The 21,277-nt window shown below is 30.8% G+C and carries 15 protein-coding genes and 1 pseudogene; 1 reads left to right on the top strand and 15 read right to left on the bottom strand.

Going from position 1 to position 21,277, the window contains the following annotated elements:
• The 6 genes from cmr6 to Q2T46_RS03370 all read right to left on the bottom strand — a co-directional run bounded on the left by cmr6 (window position 1) and on the right by Q2T46_RS03370 (window position 6,489).
• Window positions 1-777, bottom strand: coding sequence for a type III-B CRISPR module RAMP protein Cmr6 (gene cmr6 / locus Q2T46_RS03345; protein WP_303264266.1), 777 nt, complete (start codon window positions 775-777; stop codon window positions 1-3).
• A complete protein-coding gene (gene cmr5 / locus Q2T46_RS03350; RefSeq protein WP_303264265.1) occupies window positions 755-1,198 on the bottom strand; it encodes a type III-B CRISPR module-associated protein Cmr5 in 444 nt (147 codons plus the stop codon). Before cmr5 ends, cmr6 begins: the two co-directional genes overlap by 23 nt.
• Window positions 1,191-2,147, bottom strand: a complete 957-nt coding sequence (cmr4, locus tag Q2T46_RS03355) for a type III-B CRISPR module RAMP protein Cmr4 (protein WP_303264264.1) — start codon at window positions 2,145-2,147, stop codon at window positions 1,191-1,193. The genes cmr5 and cmr4 overlap by 8 nt, the downstream gene beginning before the upstream one ends.
• A 19-nt stretch (window positions 2,148-2,166) precedes the next feature.
• Window positions 2,167-3,630 (bottom strand): TIGR02710 family CRISPR-associated CARF protein, encoded by a 1,464-nt coding sequence (locus Q2T46_RS03360; RefSeq protein ID WP_303264263.1) that lies wholly within the window; start codon window positions 3,628-3,630, stop codon window positions 2,167-2,169.
• 283 nt (window positions 3,631-3,913) lie between these two features.
• Window positions 3,914-5,461 carry an LA2681 family HEPN domain-containing protein gene (locus Q2T46_RS03365; RefSeq protein ID WP_303264262.1) on the bottom strand — a complete coding sequence of 516 codons (1,548 nt, stop codon included), beginning with the start codon at window positions 5,459-5,461 and terminating at the stop codon, window positions 3,914-3,916.
• A 65-nt stretch (window positions 5,462-5,526) separates the two neighbouring features.
• Window positions 5,527-6,489 carry a hypothetical protein gene (locus Q2T46_RS03370; protein ID WP_303264261.1) on the bottom strand — a complete coding sequence of 321 codons (963 nt, stop codon included), beginning with the start codon at window positions 6,487-6,489 and terminating at the stop codon, window positions 5,527-5,529.
• Between the two features lie 498 nt (window positions 6,490-6,987).
• Between Q2T46_RS03370 and Q2T46_RS03375 the strand changes: the two genes are divergently transcribed.
• Complete coding sequence (locus Q2T46_RS03375) at window positions 6,988-7,155, top strand: hypothetical protein (protein WP_311062327.1); 168 nt, start codon at window positions 6,988-6,990, stop codon at window positions 7,153-7,155.
• A 66-nt stretch (window positions 7,156-7,221) separates the two neighbouring features.
• Here Q2T46_RS03375 and Q2T46_RS03380 read toward each other — a convergent pair whose 3' ends face one another.
• The 9 genes and pseudogenes from Q2T46_RS03380 to Q2T46_RS03420 all read right to left on the bottom strand — a co-directional run bounded on the left by Q2T46_RS03380 (window position 7,222) and on the right by Q2T46_RS03420 (window position 21,277).
• Window positions 7,222-7,404, bottom strand: coding sequence for a hypothetical protein (locus Q2T46_RS03380; RefSeq protein WP_311062328.1), 183 nt, complete (start codon window positions 7,402-7,404; stop codon window positions 7,222-7,224).
• 90 nt (window positions 7,405-7,494) lie between these two features.
• On the bottom strand, window positions 7,495-12,354 hold the full coding sequence (locus tag Q2T46_RS03385) for a DEAD/DEAH box helicase (protein ID WP_303264260.1): 4,860 nt from the start codon (window positions 12,352-12,354) through the stop codon (window positions 7,495-7,497).
• A gap of 4 nt (window positions 12,355-12,358) precedes the next feature.
• Window positions 12,359-16,198, bottom strand: a complete 3,840-nt coding sequence (locus Q2T46_RS03390) for a hypothetical protein (protein WP_303264259.1) — start codon at window positions 16,196-16,198, stop codon at window positions 12,359-12,361.
• An 81-nt stretch (window positions 16,199-16,279) separates the two neighbouring features.
• A pseudogene (locus Q2T46_RS03395) lies at window positions 16,280-16,597 on the bottom strand (mannose-1-phosphate guanylyltransferase); the annotation flags it as partial.
• Between the two features lie 180 nt (window positions 16,598-16,777).
• On the bottom strand, window positions 16,778-18,157 hold the full coding sequence (locus Q2T46_RS03400) for a sugar transferase (protein ID WP_303264257.1): 1,380 nt from the start codon (window positions 18,155-18,157) through the stop codon (window positions 16,778-16,780).
• Window positions 18,158-18,176: 19 nt separating this feature from the next.
• Window positions 18,177-19,016, bottom strand: coding sequence for a dTDP-4-dehydrorhamnose reductase (gene rfbD / locus Q2T46_RS03405; RefSeq protein WP_303264256.1), 840 nt, complete (start codon window positions 19,014-19,016; stop codon window positions 18,177-18,179).
• A 9-nt stretch (window positions 19,017-19,025) separates the two neighbouring features.
• Complete coding sequence (rfbB, locus tag Q2T46_RS03410; protein ID WP_303264255.1) at window positions 19,026-20,033, bottom strand: dTDP-glucose 4,6-dehydratase; 1,008 nt, start codon at window positions 20,031-20,033, stop codon at window positions 19,026-19,028.
• Window positions 20,034-20,042: 9 nt separating this feature from the next.
• Window positions 20,043-20,507, bottom strand: coding sequence for a dTDP-4-dehydrorhamnose 3,5-epimerase family protein (locus tag Q2T46_RS03415; protein WP_303264254.1), 465 nt, complete (start codon window positions 20,505-20,507; stop codon window positions 20,043-20,045).
• 2 nt (window positions 20,508-20,509) lie between these two features.
• On the bottom strand, window positions 20,510-21,277 hold the full coding sequence (locus Q2T46_RS03420; RefSeq protein WP_303264253.1) for a sugar phosphate nucleotidyltransferase: 768 nt from the start codon (window positions 21,275-21,277) through the stop codon (window positions 20,510-20,512).

Below are 21,277 nucleotides of genomic sequence, written 5' to 3' on the forward strand. Positions count from 1 at the left end.
TCACATATTTCCTCCAATTAAAGTTAATTGGCCTGTCCCATAGCCTAAAGATGTCTTTGCTCCAACTCCTCCATATTTAAAAGCCTCTATCATCCATTCTTCAAGCGTTTTCCCCGCAATTTTTAAATATCTTATGTCCTTTTTCAAATAAATCAAGTAAATGTTAAAAACAACTCTTTCAAGAGTTAAAAAGAAAATAGGATTAGGATCCTGCCAATCAGTCGGATAAAAGTCCTTTTTTGTATAATAATCTGTATAGTGCGGATTCATTATATCTTTCCTTATATAAAAACTGTTATTTTCAGGATATGAATCTAAAAAAATAACTTTGCCTTTATTATCCTCATCTCCAAAAATCAATTTAAAATTCTCATCATCTTCTCCGCCTTCTGAAATGATCCAGTTGGACACTACACCTTTTACAGCTTGTCCAGGAATGTATGGAATTCCGTATATCCAGTGAAGCGTCATAGAAACCTCTCTCACCGATTCTTGCCCCAGTCCCACCACAATCCTGCCATCAGGCCTGAATATATAAGTATCCACATCATATCCTTGAGATTTGTATCTCTCAATTAAATATCTTTGTTTTTTTATAAATTGAATACAACTGCTAAATTTACTGCTATCTATCTCTGGTAAATTTCTTGTCATATTGTCTTCAAATTCCGCGTATTTGTTTAACAATAAGTTGAAATTCTCAATATCATAAATATTTTGATTTTTAAAAAAAGAACAAGTATCAGATGGCAATTTAATTTTTTGAATCTGAGTCATCAATTATCATCCCTTCAGCAAATCTCCTAACCCAATTTATAAATTCCATGACTTCTTTTGTTATGATGCGGTAGTAATAACTATCAAAAGATACTACTCTTTCTACCATATCTTTTTCTTGGTACTTGTTATATAAAGCGTTAACAGGGCAATCAGGGGATTTGAGCCAATTATCAATATCCCCATATAATAGATTATAAGCCTCGCCAGCCTCGCCGTTACTTTTGTTCTTAGATGATTTCATAAAAGCCAATGTCATCGCAAGGCCATTTGTCTTTATCAAAGCCATTAACCTTTTAGAATTTGATTTATAATAACTTCCGACTTTTTTGTCTTTGTTTTCTTTCACATTTTTTACACACTCATATGCAAATTTTGCTCTCTTATTTACTGTAGCTTTTATAGACTCTATTTCAGGCATTATCATTGCCTCCTTCTGGTGTAACAATTCTAACAATACCTTTGCCAATTGTAGCATTGCCACCTATTTGAATTATATCGTACTTTTCTATACCGCTAAAGAAATAATCTAGTATAAAATCCTCATCGGTTTTATCGATTTTCTTTATGGATTCTTTCTCCTTCTCATCAACAAATAGAGCAGAAGCTAAAGCTAACGAATAAAATACAGTATTCTCAGGAATATATTCTTCATTAAAGAGGGCTCCATCCTCAACCGTACCTTTTTCAGTATTGATTTTGGTTCTCGTTATAACCTCTGTCGACATATCTGTAAAATCCCTAAAATCATCATCGGAAAGAACCACAATATCTTTTTGCATCTTTTCTCTAAATATGCGATAAACATCTCCTGATGAATTTTGCAACTTTGGAAATATTATATCCGATAACCACTCTGAAAACTTTTTAAGTTTATCATCCTTTTGAACTTTAAAAGAATATTCCTCAAGTATAACCACATCATTATCTTCCAGCTTAAGATTTGAATTCTCAACTATAGAATAAGGCTTGATAGTTTCAATACCATCTAATTTTTCTAAATTTACTCCTTCGCACAAGCTCATTTCCTCTTTAAACCTGGAAATGACATATGGACATGTAACCCAGCCAAAAATACCTTTTACAGATTTTATAGGAAATAACAAGATACGTCCATCTAAAAAACCTAATCCTCCTGCATGATCATCACCATTTTCTGGTCCAAATATATATTTTACTTTATCCTTAAGTTGGGGATCTGAGTTAAATACACTCCTAAAAGAACCTTTTAAACCTGATGCTTCAATTTTGGGGAAATTGGAGTGCTTTTCCCTCTGAATCGGGAGATCGACATACCCTAATTCCGAACCACTCCCTACGTGAGTCGGAGTTTCAGTGTAAATAAAAAATGGTTTAGCTTTTTTAAACATACATATTCATCCTTTCTTTTTAAGATAATAAAATAAATTTATAGTTGCCACAAACGCTTTTAAAATTTATACTTTCAAGGTCACAAAAACGGATAAAAATTTTTCTTACTATTTCATGAAATTTATCAAAGTCATTATTTGAAAGGATTCCAAATCCATGGGCAAATATGGATTTATTTCTTAATTTCACATTTGAATATATCATTCCGATATTTATCCCTTCAATCAATTCATCTTCAATCGCTTTTAGTATAACGTACGCATCAAAAAGTGCTATGCTGTTATTAGGTAACTCAGCATAAGTTTTAAAATTCTTAAAATGCTTTATATTTTCATTCATTCTCGATAATAGCTCATGTTTATCAATATTAAAAACCGAATAATCGGGCAACGAAACATTAAACCCATTTTTTGCTAATCTAACCTGGGCTATCAGCTCTAAAACACGATACAGCAATAAGATAGCAACATCATTTTTTCCCTCTTCACTTCTCCTTAATGCATTTGTATATATTGAAAACATAAGAGGTATATAAAGCTCTTTATTAGTAATATATTCCCATTCTTCATTTTTATCGTTAAGATTAATCGATTCTAACGGTTTGATGAGCCTATACTGATTATACAAAGTTTCATAATATTTATATGCGGCTAAGTCTTTTTCAACATATCTCCAAGCTTTTATAATACTGAACAATTTTTCGAATTCTTTAATGCATTCATTAAAATATAAACAATCCCATAATCTGTAAATATTAGATAACAATTTATAGAATATATAATCTCTATCAGCGACTCTTTCCTCCAAATCTGAAAAAATATTATATGCCGATACAAATTCATTTTTGTTAAAAAGTGCTATTGCTTTATCTTTTTCTAAATCGCCAAAAACATGGTATGGATCTTCTACAAATTTTAGCTCTTCTGTCCCTGGTTTTGGCTTTCTCATTTTACTGTTGTATTCGCTAGCCACATAAATCAAATCAATTTTAAAATAAGCACCTGCCATAGCAATACCAGCAGACATCGATTTAGTACCGCCCGTAAAATCAATAGCCGTTTTGCCAGGAGAACCCCATCTGTCAACATATACCTTTTTTAATACTCGATAAATATCAACAGGATCATCTTTAACTATTTCTTCAGCAACATATTGTGATGGCAGCAAATTTGTCCATTTTATTACTTCGTCTAAATTTTTCAAAGAATCCTCTGTGTATAAAAACAATACCCTTTTAGGCTTTAATGCTTTAATAGTTAAAACTAACGGTTCAAATGACATACCTAAAGATAATATTAGATTTTCGTACTTACCGTAGAACTCATTATTGATGCTTAAGTGAAACTTATTTACTACCAGTGGAAATATTTCGTCATAATAATATTCTTCAGCTCTTTTTGCTTGCATTGTCTCCCAAATTTTTGCTTTTTCATTTAGCAAACTTTCAATTTTGTCATTACTTAACTTTAATTCCTCTTTCAATCTTAACCCTCCTCGTATAATTATTATTAAAGACAATAAATTTGTCTCACATCACAGGCCGCCACATCTTTTATTTTATGACCTTTATATTTACTTTTGAGATAACCCCTGTATGTAACATTATTATACTGTAAAGTTAATATGGGACAGGCTTTTGTCCTCCATGCAGTTTTTCCGCTCTTTTAAGTATGGTCCTTAAAGCAAGTTTGCCTTTTCTTACACAATCTCTTTATCATATATAAATTCTTGCCAGCAAAAGGATTCAGGTTTATATACTAATCTCTTATAAGTTTTTTAAATGATCTGGGATAGTATACGCATTTAGAGTCACTAGTTTACCTTTTAGTTTTCTCCCCTTCTTTGCTTCTTCCATATAAACAAAACTAATCAAATATATAATCACATTTCTAATTATTTGTGTAATCTGGATTGTTTTATCAACCAAATACTCTTCATTCATATTTTCAAAACTGTATTTTCCCATCCAATATACATTTAAAAAGCGATGCGTCAAAGCATTTCTAATTTCCCTTAAATCTTTATATTCACCATTTTTAAATTCCAAATGTATATTAAAAAGTGCATTTAAAGCATAATTTTTTGTTTTTATAATTTTATTGTTAATATTAAATTTATTTTGTTCTTTCTTTTCATACCAGATATTATTAAAATCAATGTTTTCAACTTTTTTACCAAGCTCAAGATATTCATTTAAGAATATTGAGACTTTATCTAAAATATCATACATATTTCTAAAAGCAAATTTCAATAGCTGGATAAAAATATTATGTTCTACATAATCTAAAGTATCTATAATAGCAACATTTTTGTCAGCAAAACTTAAGTCATTATCTCTATAAACGGATTGTACAAGTAAAAATCTTGCAGCAATGTAATTTTCTTTTATTTCATTCAAAAACGATGATAATTTCAGATATGTATCGTCTTCTGATGATTTTGCTATATCAACTATCATATTTTTAATGACAATGTCATCCCCTAAAGAAAGCTGGCATTTTTGACAAAAGTTACATAAATTTAAATATAGTTTATGTTTTATGCAAAATTCAACTAAAAACTTTTCAAAATCTGATTGAGTATCCATTTTTGGCTTCTCTAAATCACTTAGTTCAACATTATTTACATATTTTTTTATTTCATGTAAGTTTCTCAAAAATTCCTTTTTAGCTTCACTATGTACGCCATACTTTAAGCCAAGGTTAATAAAGTTATAAGCTTCTATATAGTACATCCTCCAGTGTTCTCCTGTTATTCCCGCATAATATTTCAACGCCAACCCTTTGTTAGCCAAGGCCATTCCAAAATACGGATTTATTGCCAAAGCTTTGTCATAATAATAAAGAGCTTCTAAATTTCTTCCAATAGAATCAAACGTATTTCCTAAATTGACATAAGTTTGCACTGTTATGTCAGTTAACTTCTTTCTACATTCTAAGGACTTTTTATAATATTTTATTGCCTTATGTGCTTCAGTATCAGTTTTCATAAATCCATACGTTAAGTTATTTATTCGCTTCAAATTAAACAGTGCAGAATATCCATTAGCTAAATTGTAATATACACTTTGCAATATATTTTCTTGTTGTTCATATTCATTTAGGTTTTCTAATATAAGGCCAATACCTTTATTAACCAAATCCTCATCATGTTTTATTGAACCGATATCTATATAAATGCCGCTTAAAATATAGCTTTTATATTTTGGATCTACTTCTGCTACTTCTAGTAAAGCAATTTTCTCCATGGCCTTATCAAATTCACCATTATCGATATGATTACATATTTCTTTATGTAATTCATATAATTCCATAGTTTTTATCTCCTATACTTTTATACTTATAATTTTATCACTTTTCTCCCTCTTTGAGCCTAATTTTAGGGAGTCTTTTCCTTAGCTTTCTCTGTATAATTCTTAATTTTCAAAATCTGAGTTCCTATATATCCTAGTAATACTAAATCCATAATTTTACCTATCATAAATTGGAAAACAGTTATTTTACATAATGTATCTTGAGATGGAAATTCAAAAAAACCTCTTATACCCATCTTTGCTACTATCATAATCTCAGACCATATATTATCAGTATTATTAAGATTATTAAGCTGAGATATTAGTTCAGAAAATTTTATCGGATAATTATTCCAGTAAAATTCACCAAAAGCAATTGATCCAAAGAAAAGTATTACGAAATATGCAAATATTACAACAAAAAATGCCATCTTTTTGTAATAATATTTAATTGCTACAAAAACACAAAAAAATACCATGCTAAGGAACATTATAAATGCGCCCACAATTTCTTGTAAGCCTATTTTGGATTTGCTAAATAAAATAACCGGTATTAACGCAAAAGAAAGTACGAATACTGCCAATATTAGAAACGACTGAATTTTTGATAATATAGAATCTTCCTTCGCTAGCTTTACCGTAACCAATATCATTCCAATTAAATATATAAGTACAAGAATATTCTTTATAATGCTTTTAACACTTGTGGGAATAATTTTTAATTTCATAATTTGTAGCAAAAACAAAAATAATATTATACCATCTATTATTAAAAGATATTTAGGTTTATGAATAATTTTTTCAATATAGAAATCAAATACTGTCAATATCTTTTTTAACTTAATACGATAGTTTCTTATGCCACAAAACTTTTTGAATAACTCATTATGAGTTTGCTCTTTGAAACTCATTAATAGTTCCAGAAACCCCACCTTAATTTCTTTAATAATTTCAGAGATTATTATATATAAATGATGTAAAAGTACACAAGATAGTAAAACAAACAATAAACCAAAAAAAATCGCACGTGCTAATAATACTATTTCCATAGACCCACTCACTCCTTTACAATAACTAACTATTTTAGAATAATTCTTTGACCATTTTATTAAATTACCGCACTGTATAGATTATAATGATTTAAAACCTTAATTTTATTCTGCTTATTTTATATAAACTTGTAAACTGTACCCATAATTACATGCATGAAAATATGTCTGAACATCTAACTTTTCTACCTTTCATTGATCTCTATGTTATAGAAAGGAAAGAAAACATGAACCTGCCCGTTATACATTTTCAATCTGATATTTGCTTATTCCTAATATAATTGTGAGTTGTTTTATTGTTACACTCTCTATTGTTTTAGATAGTGTTAGTATATAAGTGTGGGCACAAAAAGTTTAACACAATAGAAATAATTTAAAGAAATGTGAGTGTTAAACAGTATCCAAAAATGGTATTCGATTTTCGAAAGAATTTAAGCAGCAGGTTATTGAGTTATATCGCTTAGGTCAGCCGGTACTTAACTTGAGTCAGTCGTGAGTATGGCTAAAGCAGTAACAATATATAAGTGGATAAAACAGTTTTCTCCTTTACTGCTACCAGATAATGAAGAAATAGCTACTAAAGAATATCAGGTTATATTATTGGCAACATATTTCGTTAAAAAATATATACAAATACTCCGCCTTCTTCTTTTTAAGCTCCTGTAGTACCTCTTTCACATTCTGTGCCCTATCCTTTGAACATATTTATAAGTGCGTCTTCTGTGTCTACTGTTATAACATATTCTGTGACAAGCATTGCGATGAGTTTATTGCTGCCTTTAATACTTCCAAATATGTTTCTTCATCTTTTATAATGTGGTCAAACGAAACAACAACCATGATAGAATATTTTGATAACTTTTCTGTAAAAAATCCATCATAGATATATAACTTTATCCTCCATTTCTTTAGCAATTAATAATTACAAGAAATTGCTGATTTATTCCATGACATAGCAAATACTACTTCAATAACGCAACAGAACAGTCTACTTGTGCTTTTATCTTATTTATTTAAAAGTTCTTTGATAAAGTCTATTACATAGATCCTCTTTAATTTGTCATGGCAATACTGATTCGTATAGTTGCGTAAGCATCCATAGCAGCTTGTATCAGCTCTTTCTCCACCACATTCGCAATTTAAAACAAGATCTAATGTCCTATTTAAGACTCTTATAAAGCTTTCTCTATTGGCAATCCTTTTTACTTGTCCGGCTCCGCCTGGGACATCATCAAATAACACAATAGCAGGACTAAAAGGATCTTTAGAATATGCATATAAAGTACCATCAATATCTTGGCGCTCAATCTCCAGTTCTCGACAAGCTCCTTCAATCAAACCATACAATAATGACTCCCAAAATCCTTCTTGTGAATTAGAATAACCTATGATCTTTAGCATTAATATATCCGTTTTAAATTCATATCCAAGAGAATAACGCGATAATTTGCCTTTGCAATTTTTGCCCATTGGAGTTTTATGTGACTTTATAGGACTGCCAGTATTAATTTCTGCATAGCCGCAACTTTCGCATACCTTAAAACCTCTCTTACCTGCGCTGTTTATCACTGCTAGCTTCCCATCACCAGCTTTTACATTAATATGAAAACCACCTATCTCATAATCATAATTTTCCTCTATTTTTTCACCTTCATCTGCAAAGTACTTCCTTGTACTGTATGTCCTTTCAGGTTTTACCAATGTTGGCTTTTGAGGTTTTCCTGCTATAAAACCAAACTCTGGTGTGATAAATATTCCACGGTTATTTCCAATCTTATGCCCACAAACTTTGCAAGTATCAAGATCATTTTGATTATCTGCAATATTGCTATAATAATTTCCACAATAATCACAAATAGCATAATTATATTTGACTGGTTCTCTATCTGGCAATTTTTTAATGTATCTACTAGTCCACAATTTTCCTCCAGCGACAATCTGACTTTCTGGAGCATACTCCGACAGAGCTATTTTTAAATCCCTAGTAAGTTCCAATCCTTTTGCTTCATCACCATGATGATCGACTTTCAGTTCCACAACATCCACAGGAAATCCATACTTAGGAATAACATTATTTTGCGATAAATAATTGAGAATATATCTTCGTTCTAAAGTATTTATCATTCTGTTAATTTCCGATGCCTTTGAATAATCTTTAGCATTTACGCATTCCTTTTCAATATTTCTCAATTCATTAAGATCATTTAATAAATTTGCCTCTGCTTTTTTCAATACGCCTTCTTTATCATCAAGCAAACCATAAACCCATTTCCAATCATTTATGCCAAGTACATCATGTAAATCAGCCGGCACAATTCTCAAAAGGCTTTCTTTCAATTCTATTGGTTTTTTCGCCAAAAAATTACTTATTATCGTCGTAATAGGCGTTCCATCTTCTACAAAAAATTTATTAACTTCCCCAAAAAAATTTCGATTTGATTTCCAAAACATTGCCAATGCCACGGCATAAATGTGTCTTTTTATAATCTTTTCATTTTTAATCTCAATGTGAGGCGTTTGAACCTTCCCATTGACAATATTTAACGGATCTAAATAATAGGTGAAATCATGCGATCGCCTTTGTGCAAACGTAAGTACAAATGCTGTCGCACTAGTCCTCCTGCCTGCACGTCCTGCTCTCTGCACATAATTAGCAGGCGTCGGAGGTACATTTCTCATAAACACCGTCTCTAAATCTCCTACATCAACGCCTAATTCAAATGTAGTAGAACTACTTAAAACATTGATCTCACCTTTTTCAAATTTTCTTTGAATTTCTGCTGCTGTCTCGGTGGTAAGCTGTGCAGTATGCTCACTTGTCTTTAGTCTCAACGGAAGTATATCTGTATAAAGCTTCCTATAGTGATTATCCTTAAATATATTCTTTGGATCGCACTCAATTAAATGACCATCACACCGATAGGTGGGACAAACTCCTAAAACATTGTGTAACGTAAGCCTATTGCATTTAGTACATCTGTACCATTTTATTGACTCATCTATTATAGAAGGTGCGATTTTCCAATAATCTAAATTTAACCTATATACTTGTCCAACACCATTACGCTCAAAATGACTTGATAGATATTTACTCCAAAGCGATTTATTATTTGCCAATAATTTCTCCCAAAGTATTTTCAAAAATTCTTCTATTTCATCGCGGTTAATATCCTTCCCCTTTGCTTTAAAAAAGCGCATCAGAAAATCAAGGCGCGTATTATTCCTTATAGCATTGTTTTTTCCTTTAGAATAAGGTATCCAGCTATATATATAACCAGGTACCGCATAATTATTTTTAAAATAAAATTCTCTATTTAATGGTGCAAAAAATTGGTCTTTGGGGCTTACACTGTCAGGAAAGCAAATAGCGCCGTTTTTCCTTATGCTATCTAAAAGAACCATCATCAAACCAGACATCTCATCATCCGTTAGGTTCCATGGATCAGTTTTATATCCTCTTGCAAAATGTATATCGGGTGGTACGTCAGGGGTAAACCCTAAAAGTCCAAGGGGCTCCAAACTGGTTGAACCGCCCCTTCCCATAAACTCGTAAAGCACCCATTTCCAAGCTTCTTCTTCCAATTGTTGTTGACTTAAATCAAAAATCTTTAAATCACTTAAAAATCTTTTTAAATATAGAGCTAAATCCTCTATCCTCCATTCATTATTAATAACTTTGTCCTTATATTTTTCCAATGTCATAATGATAAGGCGTCTTTGTAAAATTTGATTATAAGACGTTTGTAAATACGTAGAAAAAAACGCTGCATCCTGTCTACTATCAGAGAATATAAGCATTCTACGATTGCTCTCAGTTACATCACTTTCTGATATATCATCATCCCACAATGAATCTTCATTTTTATCGCTATCTTTTTTATCAACATCTTCATCCGGAATCTCTTGGTAAAGAGCCGTTGATAAAACACTTGTAGCAGCTTCACTTCCAATGACAAATCTTCTTGCTACCGAGCCTATCGTATTCATCATTCCACAAGCTGGGCATTTATGCAACAAACCTTTTTTGCCATCGCTTTTTACAACACGAACTTCATATTCTTTACCACAATGACAAAAATCACCTGTTTCATTTATCTCTCTTATAGCTCCACATTTACCGCAAAGCACATATTCTTTTTCTGAAAAATCTACATCTTCACCAGATGAAACTATCTCATCTTCGTTTTCCGGTACAAGTTCTTTGTTTTCAACCAGTAAAAAATATTCTAGATTGCTATTATCTTCTAAATAATGATATCCAGATTGTTTTAAAAATTTCATGTTGTCTTTTCTATCAATTTCGCCTATTAAATATATAGAATTACACTGAGAACAAGTTGCAATTTCAAAAACTCTGTATTCATGTCCTTTTTCATCTTCTATCCATTCACGCCTTTCTAAATATAAATGTCTTTCAGGAAAAAGAGAAATAAAGCCTCCTTCAAGGGCGCGCACAAAAAAATGATACCTTGCAGGAAGTAAAGGCTGTTCATTTATACCCATTTTTGCGTTATTTGCCAAGTGGACTAACGAAACTAAAAGTTGCTGCCTATTGCTTTCATCTTCAAACAAGATATCAGCAATTTTCGATAAATACTGAGGCTTTTCTTCTAACTTAGTTTGCAGTGTAATCAATCGACTATCGGAACTTAATGCAATATAAATGAACTTTCTCCAATCTCCATCTGATTTTTCCTTAGCCTCATCTAAAACATCAACAGGTATACCTGCCTTCATCCCTTCTTCAATTAATCTTTCAATTTTATTTGCATCATTTCCTTCAACTATTTCAGACCATATATTGTAAATATTAGAATCAGGTTTATATCGACTTTCTTTAGAAATAACAAGTCTCTTTTTAGTTCCTATCACAACATCTTGACGTTTTGGATCACCTTTAATCCACTGAAACTCCTCTCCAAATAGTCTTTCTGCAAATTCTGTAACACCCTTATAGTCATTTTCACTCTCACCAACAAGTGTTGCACTTGTGCCTATACACTTTAGCACACCATGTTGGCTCTTTACTACCCTATCTTTAAGTCGTCTTAAGAGCATAGCCAGCTCAATACCTTTTGCTCCAGAATATATATGTATTTCATCGATAACAATAAATTTCCACCTATTTGCATATTCCCCATCAAAAAACACATTATCGTTAGGCCTAAGGAGCAAATACTCCAGCATAGCATAGTTAGTAAGTAAAATATTTGGCGGTGTATTCTGCATCCTTTCCCTTGACAATATTTCATTTGGCAACAATTCTTCTTCTGAATACAACTTTTTAAATTGTTCTACAGCACGTTTTTCTTCTATTTCAGTTTCACCTGTATAACTTCCAAATGTAATGTCGGGGTAATTTTTGAGAAGTCTGCGCAGCCTCTTTAATTGATCATTTGCAAGGGCGTTCATGGGATATAATAGTAAAGCTCTAACTCCTGGCCCTAACTCTCCATTTTCTTTTTCTCTAAATAAATGATTTAGAATAGGTATTAAAAAAGTCTCAGTTTTACCACTTCCTGTACCCGTTGCAACGATTAGATTTCTTTTGTCGTTAACTAATTTATAAATTGCATTTTTCTGATGTAAATACAAATTGCGATCTAATGGAAGCTCATCAGTACAAAGTTTCCTAAATTCACTTGTTAAAACATCTTCTTTAATTAAATCTTCTATAGAGCTGCCACTTTCAAAAGGTGGTGTCGCTTCTAATATTGGTCCTTTCGAAAATTTATCTATTTTTCTTAGCTCTTCCTTCAATTGTTTTTGTAAATTTGCATCATTAAATGAAAATGTAGTCCCAAGATAACTCAAATATCTATTTACAATTCTTTCAGTTGCAGAAAGCGGGTCTAGTCTTGCCACCTTATCATACCCTCCTTATATTTACAAAAATACCATCTGGTAGTATCACATTGTCTTTGCATTCAAGATGGGCTATCTCCGAAAACAATACTTTACACCTTTTACAATACGTATATCCATCTTTATCTTTATCTATCAAAAAAGGAAGTTTTGTAAAATATTTTGGATCCAATATAAAATAAAAACTTGCTGGATTGTACTCAACAGAAATAATGTTACCATTATCATCAAATGTATATATATTTCCCGTAAGCCTTTCCTCACCTTCAAATTCAGAATACATCTTAATGTCATCAATCCAATATTTTCTTTCAGATATGATCTTCTCTCCACCAACATCAAATGCGATTATATCTAACCCATTTTTTATAACATTTTGCAATATCTCATCTTTGTCACCTAATATCACATCTAAGCAATTCTCATGGTCTTTATTTGGCAATAAAACCTCATTATCATCGCTCCAAGGATCATCAACATCAAATTGTAATCTATATAAACCAGCCGGAAGATTTTTTATATCATCAGATATTTCTATTTGTGATGTACCATTTGCAATATTATACTGAATCATGCCTCTATCTTCCTCACTTAAAGGCCATAATCGAATAACTCTGTTGGATTCTCTTCCGAGGTCACTCCACTTTATCTTAATTATCCTTCTACCATTGTATATCATGGCATTGAATGTAACATCTTTTACCTGCCAATACAGACGAATACGACAAATCAAAATTGGAGAAATATCTTTGTCTTCAAATGAAATTACCAAATCCTGAAGTATTTTATTTAAACTTCTTATGCTGTCACTTAACTTACGCAAATCAAATATTATTTCACCTTTTCTCACATTTGGTGCAATTGTTTGAACATTGTCATCTAATATTAATTTAGCTTTCGGAAAAATTGATTGAGGTATCTTTATATACAAATCTCCGATATCTTCAAACCATATTTCTCCAATACTACTTTGCCACTTTTCGCCACTGTTAGTTCTCCAATAAACCTTTGGAATATCAATAGATAAATAAATATCGATTTTTGTATCTAAAAAATATTGCAATAACAAATCTATTTTTTCATTTGATGTATCAAATTCTACGTCAATTTTCTCGCCTTCGCTTTTAAAACTGATATCCGCATAATTAAGAACTTTCAATGGGTATTTTGAACTTAAGTATAAGATGCCTAATTGTCTTTTTCCGCTTTCATAAGGAGGATACAATTTTTTATCAAACAATATGTTTAAATCAGGTAAAACGACAATATCATCAGTCCAAATAACATTTTCCTTATAAATCAGCGACACTTTACACTTGCCGTAAACATCATGGCAAATAGCACTTAAATTAATTAAAACAGCACTCCCATTCCCTGTAATATCTAAACCTTCAAGTGACTTAAAAGTGGTATTACCTTGATAATCAAATCGTAAGCCGTAATAAGATATATCATCAATTGCAGAAAAAACTAAATCAGGCAATTCACCATTACACACCATAATCCCTTCAGAATATACACCATCTATCACATTTCCATTCAAAAGATGCGGATTTATATTAATTTTTTTCTTATAAATATACTGCCTTCCTTTACTTTCAATGACAAACGCATCGTTTTCTTCTAAATCAATATAGACAAATTCATACGATGACCAATCACCGCTCATTCTTTCCCTTTCTTTTACAATCTCATTCGGAATGAACTTGCATTCTTTTGGAGCAACAACAAATAATCCGTCATCAGGTAGATACAAAAGATTTTCTATAAGATACTTTTCATTTGTAAAAAACATAAACTTATCATCATCTACACCATTTACTTTCCACTCAAAGATTTTGTCGTCAATTGACAATTCAAAATTATAATATTTAAAAGGTCCAACGTTAAAACGAGCTGGCAAAGTACAATACTGCTTGTCATTAATCTTTCTTATATCCAACTTCACTTCTATTCTTTTATCATTTTCTTCACATAAAGTAAAAATAGCATTTTCATGATTTTCAATTGATTGTTGCGGTACACAAACTGTAATCCCTCTATTAATGGTATCTAATTCTACTAACGGTTTATGTATCGGTACTCTAGTAACTTCTCTTTCTTTTCTTTTCCTTTCATCTGTAAGTAAAGCCTTGCCACTTTCATGCCACCAATCAATCATAGATTTCTTTATTCTAGTTGGTAACAAGATATCAATGGTATCTTCTTTTCCGTTTTCCAAATTTTGAATCAGTAAAAGAGACTCAAATATAAACTGATCTGCTACATCTCCTCCTTGACAAATAAAGACACGTGAAGATTCATTTATAAAATATAAAGGATTTGTATAATTTTTAGATTTATCTTCAATTTTTTTCTTCTTCTCACGAACTTTTTCTAGCTCTTTTTCTACTTCGTCTACATTGAGATACTTCAATTTAAGTGGCAAATTTTTTAATAGCATTTTTACATCGTAATAAGAGACAATTTCAGATTTAATTGACTTTATCTTATTCCTTAAATTTCTCTGCTTATCTAATTCCTCTTTTCCATCCTCTAATCTACCCTTCCCTAAAATGACCAAATTCTTCTTATACGTTGCAATCTCATTGTTCACTTCTTCTAATTTTTTTTCTAACTCTGTTACAACATTATCTGTAGAGACATCACTTATTGATGCTGCAGCTTCTCTTTCCGTCTCAACTATTTCTTTAAAAGTAGCCTCAAAAATTTTTTTCTTTTTTAAAAGATCTTGAAGATAAACTAATCTATCGATATATCTCTCATCTAAGGTTTTAAAAAAATCATCCTTTATTGAAAGGTTTTTAAACATATTAGCTAATCTTCTTTTATTGTCATTCATCATCATATACTCTTTATGCATAAAAATTCTAAAAATAAGTCCTATAAAGCCCAAAAATTTCTTTTCATTATTTTTAATGCTTCTAACAAGATTTCTTACATCATCAAAAGAAATATTTAAAACAGCATTTGTAGATTTATCATCAAAATAATCAAATAATTCATTTTCTATAATATTTATTTGATTATCTAATTCTTTACATTTATTTTCCAAATCAATGCGTTTTTTATATATGCTACGGAGTTCATCCAATTTCATTGTTAATCTTTTTCTTTCAGCTTCTTTTTCATCAAGCCATCCATCGGGAATTTGCAACAGATCCTTTATATCCTGTGATTTTTTTATCAATCTTCTTAATTTAATGAGATCATAAAGCTTTTTAAAATTTAAAAACACATCCTTTGCAATCAGCAATTCTTCTTCCTTTTCATCAAGGCTGCGGATCATATCTTCTTTTTCTACATACAACGTATATTCTTTTCTCCAATTTGAAACAATGTGCCTAATTTCATCAAAATTAATATTTAAACCTGCTTCTTTTCTTTCTCTGTATATCCGAAGTACGATATTTGAAAAATAGTCGTTAAGATAATAATTTGGAATAAAGCCATGAGCCAGTATTGGCATAATATAGCGAAGTTTATCCTTAAAAGCTATCAACTTATATTTTTTGACAGTCTTTAGAAAAATCTCACCTAGACATTTCTGTAACTGGATTTTATCTGATGATATATTTAAAATATCATAAACATGTGACCAAAAATCGCCATCTTTATAGTATAAAATCCCCATCCAAACTAGAAAAATTGATACAGTTAATGACTCTGAATTCTCAAAGGAAGACTTGATTACTTCTTTTGATATTAAATCAGCTATATGACTTATCTCATCATTATTAAGCTCAATATATCCTAAAATGCCTTTTACTGAAGACTGATTAAGCAAATTTTCAAAATATCTATCGCTTTCTTCAAGAGAAGCACAGTCAATCACCCCATACATCACACCTCCCATAATTAAAAAGTTATAGATTAATAAATTTTATTATTGACAATATTCCGACATATTTCGTTAAAAAATATATCACAAATACTCGCTCTTTTTCTCCTTTAGCTCCTTCAATACTTCTTTCACATTTTGCGCTTTATTTTTTGAGCATATTAAAAGTGCGTCTTCTGTGTCTACGATTATTACATCTTCTATGCCAAGTGTTGCGATGAGTTTATCGCTTCCTGTTATGATGCATTTCTTTGTGTCTATGCTTACGACATTACCTTTTATGACATTGCCATACTCGTCTTTTTCGTACAATCTCTCTATCGATGTCCAGCTTCTTACATCATCCCAGCTGAAATCTCCTGGCACTACATACACATTCTTGGCTTTTTCCATTATGCCGTAAATTCCACAAATAGGTTATAACTTTTATTAAAACAAGAATAAAATCTAATAATAATGCAAAATATAATAAAAAAATAAGGAATGATTATATGCTTAAACATAAATTTTACGTTGGTCTTATAAACGGAATAATACTAAGTATATTACTATGGACTCTAATTATTATCACAATTAAAATTATCAATATGCTCCATCTTTTTTAAGTACAGCAGGTATAGTCTTAAAGAGAATATTTAAGTCAAGCCATAAATTCCAATTCATAATATACTGCATATCCATTTTTATTCTTTCTTCATAATCCACGTTATTCCTGCCGCTAACCTGCCACAATCCTGTTACACCAGGCAGTACACGCAAAAGATACTTTCCATGTTCTTTATACATATTTATTTCCTCTAAAACAATTGGTCTTGGTCCAACTAAGCTCATATCACCTTTTATGACATTAAAAAGCTGTGGCAATTCATCAAGACTCGTTTTCCTAAGAATCTTCCCTATTTTCGTCATTCTTGGATCATCTTTTAGTTTAAATGTCTCTTCATATTCCTTTTTTAAATCGGGATGCTCAGATAAAATTTTTTCTAATACTTCCTGTGCATTTACTACCATAGTTCTAAATTTATAAACATCAATTAATTTTCCGTTCAATCCAAGCCTCTTATGCTTAAAAAGTATAGGCCCAGGCGAAGTTATTTTTATCAAAATAGAAATCAAAACTAATAATGGTGATAAAATTATTATTAAAAACAATGAAAGCATAAAATCAATTAGTCTCTTCAACCTTGCAGTTGTCCCACTGATTAAAACATCTTTTATTTTTAATATAGGAGTATCTTCTATAAATACAATTTCCACTGGATAGTTCATCAAATCAACCGCATTTCCTAAAGTGTAAATACTTATATATTTTAAAAGACAATAATCAATAATTTCTTCAACATTATCAACTTTGGAAGTAATAATTATCGATTTAACATTATATTCATTAATAATTTTTTTAAAATCTCTAATATCTCCAACACAATTCAAAAAACTGCTATTCTCGACATGTTTAGATAAAACGCCTAATATTTTAAGTCCAAATACATGTTTTGTATCTATTTCTTTTATTAAATTTTCACTAAAAGGTTGAATCTCGCCAATTACAATTGTGTTGACTAATCCTTTTCCTTTGCTATATTCTTTCTTTATAAGATATAAGATAAAATATTTACCAATAACTTGAAATACAAACGATAATATGATAAAATACCCTAAAGTTAATCTTGAAAATATAGTATTCTTAATGGAATATGACATTATAATATATAAAGATGTAGAATATATTAACCCTTCAAATATAATACTTACTTGTTCAAATACATTACTAAAATTTTTTTCATACAATCCTTTAAAATATAGCACTAACAAATCTGTAACCATAATAATTAAGAAAGAATATATATACCATTCAATATCAATATTTTTAAAAATAAAACTAAAGCGTAAAAATAAAGAAAAAACAAAGGAAAGTAATAGAGCAAACGCATCTATTACTATATTAAAAGATTTATATCTCATAATATTATACACCTTCACTTTAAGCTAATAATTCAAGATAACTCCTTAATCCATCTTCCCAATTTCTTAACTCATAGTTAAATCTCAATTTTAAAACATAATTATTAAGAACAGAATATTTCGGTCTTAATGCCGGTGCATTATATTCTTCTGTCGTTATAGGTTCCACATTAATATTCACATTGGCTATTTCAAATATCTTTTTAGCAAATTCATACCAAGTCGTTTCTCCGCTGTTTGTCATGTGATATGTTCCGTATGCATCTGTTTTTACAAGGAAATATAATCCTTCTGCAAGATCTTTTGTAAAAGTAGGTACCCCATGCTGATCATTGACTACTTTTAACATATTTCTATCTTTAGATAATCTTAACATTGTTTTTACAAAGTTATTGCCATTTATGCCATATAACCATGACGTCCTTACAACATAATGTTTGTCCAATATTTCTTTTACCAAGTTTTCTCCTGCCAGTTTACTCTTGCCATAAACATTTAAAGGATTTGGTGTATCAAATTCTGTATATGGTATGTTTTTACTCCCATCAAAAACATAATCTGTCGATATATACACCATTTTAGCATTTATGTCACTGCATATAGAGGCAATATTACCTGCACCTAAAGCATTTACATTATAAGCCAAATCAATATTTCTTTCACAATCATCTACTTTTGTATATGCTGCACAATGTATCACTATATCAGGTAGATATTCTTTTACAAATTTATGCGTAGCATCTATATTGGTTATATCAAATTCATCTCTTCCTGCTAATATAATATCTTCACTGCCTTTTAAAAGCTCATATAAATCATATCCAAGCTGACCTGTTTTACCCGTTACTAATATTTTCAATTGCGTCACCTACCTGTTTTTATACATCTTTTCATAGTAGTCCTTATATTCTCCAGATATTATCTTTTCCCACCATTCTTCATTATCTAAATACCATCTTATCGTTTTTTTCATACCTTCGTCAAAATTATATGTAGGTTTCCAACCAAGTTCATTTTGTATTTTTGATGAATCTATAGCATAGCGCCTATCATGTCCTGGCCTATCTTTCACATATTTAATTAATGATTCAGGCTTATCAAGTTCTTTTAATATAAGTCTCACAATCTCTATATTTGCTTTCTCATTGTTTCCACCTATATTATATACTTCACCAATTTTTCCTTTGTGCAGTACCAAATCAATTGCTCTACAATGATCTTCCACATATAACCAATCTCTTACATTTAATCCATCACCATATACCGGCAGCTCTTTGCCATGCAATGCATTTATTATCATAAGAGGTATTAATTTTTCAGGAAATTGATATGGTCCATAATTATTTGAGCATCTTGTTATATTTACAGGTATTCCAAACGTATGATGATAAGCTCGAACAAGCAAATCTGCCGATGCTTTACTTGCAGAATAAGGGCTGTTCGGTGATAATGATGTTTGTTCGGTAAAATACCCTGTTTCTCCAAGTGAACCGTATACCTCATCAGTAGATACCTGTAAATACTTCTTAACGCCATACTTTTTTGCTGCATCCAATAAAACCTGTGTACCTAAAACATTAGTTTTTAAAAATATACCTGGATCTTCTATACTTCTGTCAACATGAGACTCTGCAGCAAAGTTTACAACATAATCTATGCCATCCGAAAATATTTTTTCAACTATATCTCTGTCTGTTATATCGCCTTTAATAAATACATAATTAGAGTTATTTTCTACATCTTTTAAGTTTTCAAGATTTCCTGCATATGTAAGTTTATCAAGATTTATTACTTTATAATCTTTATGTTCTTTAAGCATGTATTTTATAAAATTACTTCCTATGAACCCTGCTCCACCTGTTACCAATACCTTCATCTTAACACCTCACCTGTTTTTTGTAGTCCAATCAAACCCTATTGTCGGATCATCCCATGGTATCCTATATTCATCAGGATTTTTAGGATTATATGACATTGTAGTAAAATAAGTTATTATTACAGGTTCATTTCCCAAAACTCTATATCCATGTGCAACACCTGCAGGTATTAATAATAAAATTGGATTATGCTCACCCATATAAAATACATTTGTCATACCTTTTGTAGGCGAATCATCTCTCATATCATGCAGTACAACCTGTGCATTGCCTTTTGGGAAAAACCACAAATCATCCTGTAATTTGTGGTAGTGAAATGCCTTTATTACACCAGGATACGTTAAAGACATAGAAGCCTGTCCAAATTTTTTTAAGAGGTTATCATCATCTCTTAATATCTCCATGAAAAAACCTCTATCATCAACATGTTTTATGAGTTTTTTTACTTCTACCCCTTGTATTAATTCTTCCATTGCTAATCCCCCATTTCTTTTGTAGCTGCTGCATATTCTAAAGCGTCATTAAAATTAAGCTCTATATTATACGATAATTCATTCGCTCTTTTTAATGATTCAAACGTACCTGCATCTGTCCATGAACCCTCAAGTATGTCATACGTTAACGTACCATCTTTTATGTATGCATTATTTACGTCTGTTATTTCAAGTTCTCCTCTTCCAGACGGCTTTAGTGTTTTGATTATATCAAAAACTCTGCTGTCATACATGTATATCCCTGTTACACAGTAATTGCTTTTCGGATTTTTAGGCTTTTCTTCAATTGATATTATTTTATCTCCCTTTAACTCTGCAACACCAAATCTTTCTGGATCTGGAACTTCTTTTAATAAAACTTTCGCGCCTTTTTCTTGTTTTTTAAAGCTTGACACAAATGAATTGATATTATCTTCAAATATGTTATCACCAAGTATTACAACACATTTATCACCATTTACAAAATGCTCGGCTAATCCCAAAGCTTGCGCTATACCACCAGGCTGATCCTGAATTTTATATGTAAATTCTACACCGAGCTCATAACCGCTGCCAAGAAGATTTACAACACTGCCCATATGCTCTTTCCCAGTCACAATAAGTATTTCTGTAATTCCTGCTTCAATTAACCTATAAATAGGATAATAAATCATTGGATACTTACCTACAGGTAGCAAATGCTTGTTGGTCACTTTTGTCAATGGAAACAACCTTGAACCTGTTCCACCAGCTAATATTACACCTTTCAA

Source organism: Thermoanaerobacterium sp. CMT5567-10, assembly GCF_030534315.2.
Classification (GTDB): domain Bacteria; phylum Bacillota; class Thermoanaerobacteria; order Thermoanaerobacterales; family Thermoanaerobacteraceae; genus Thermoanaerobacterium.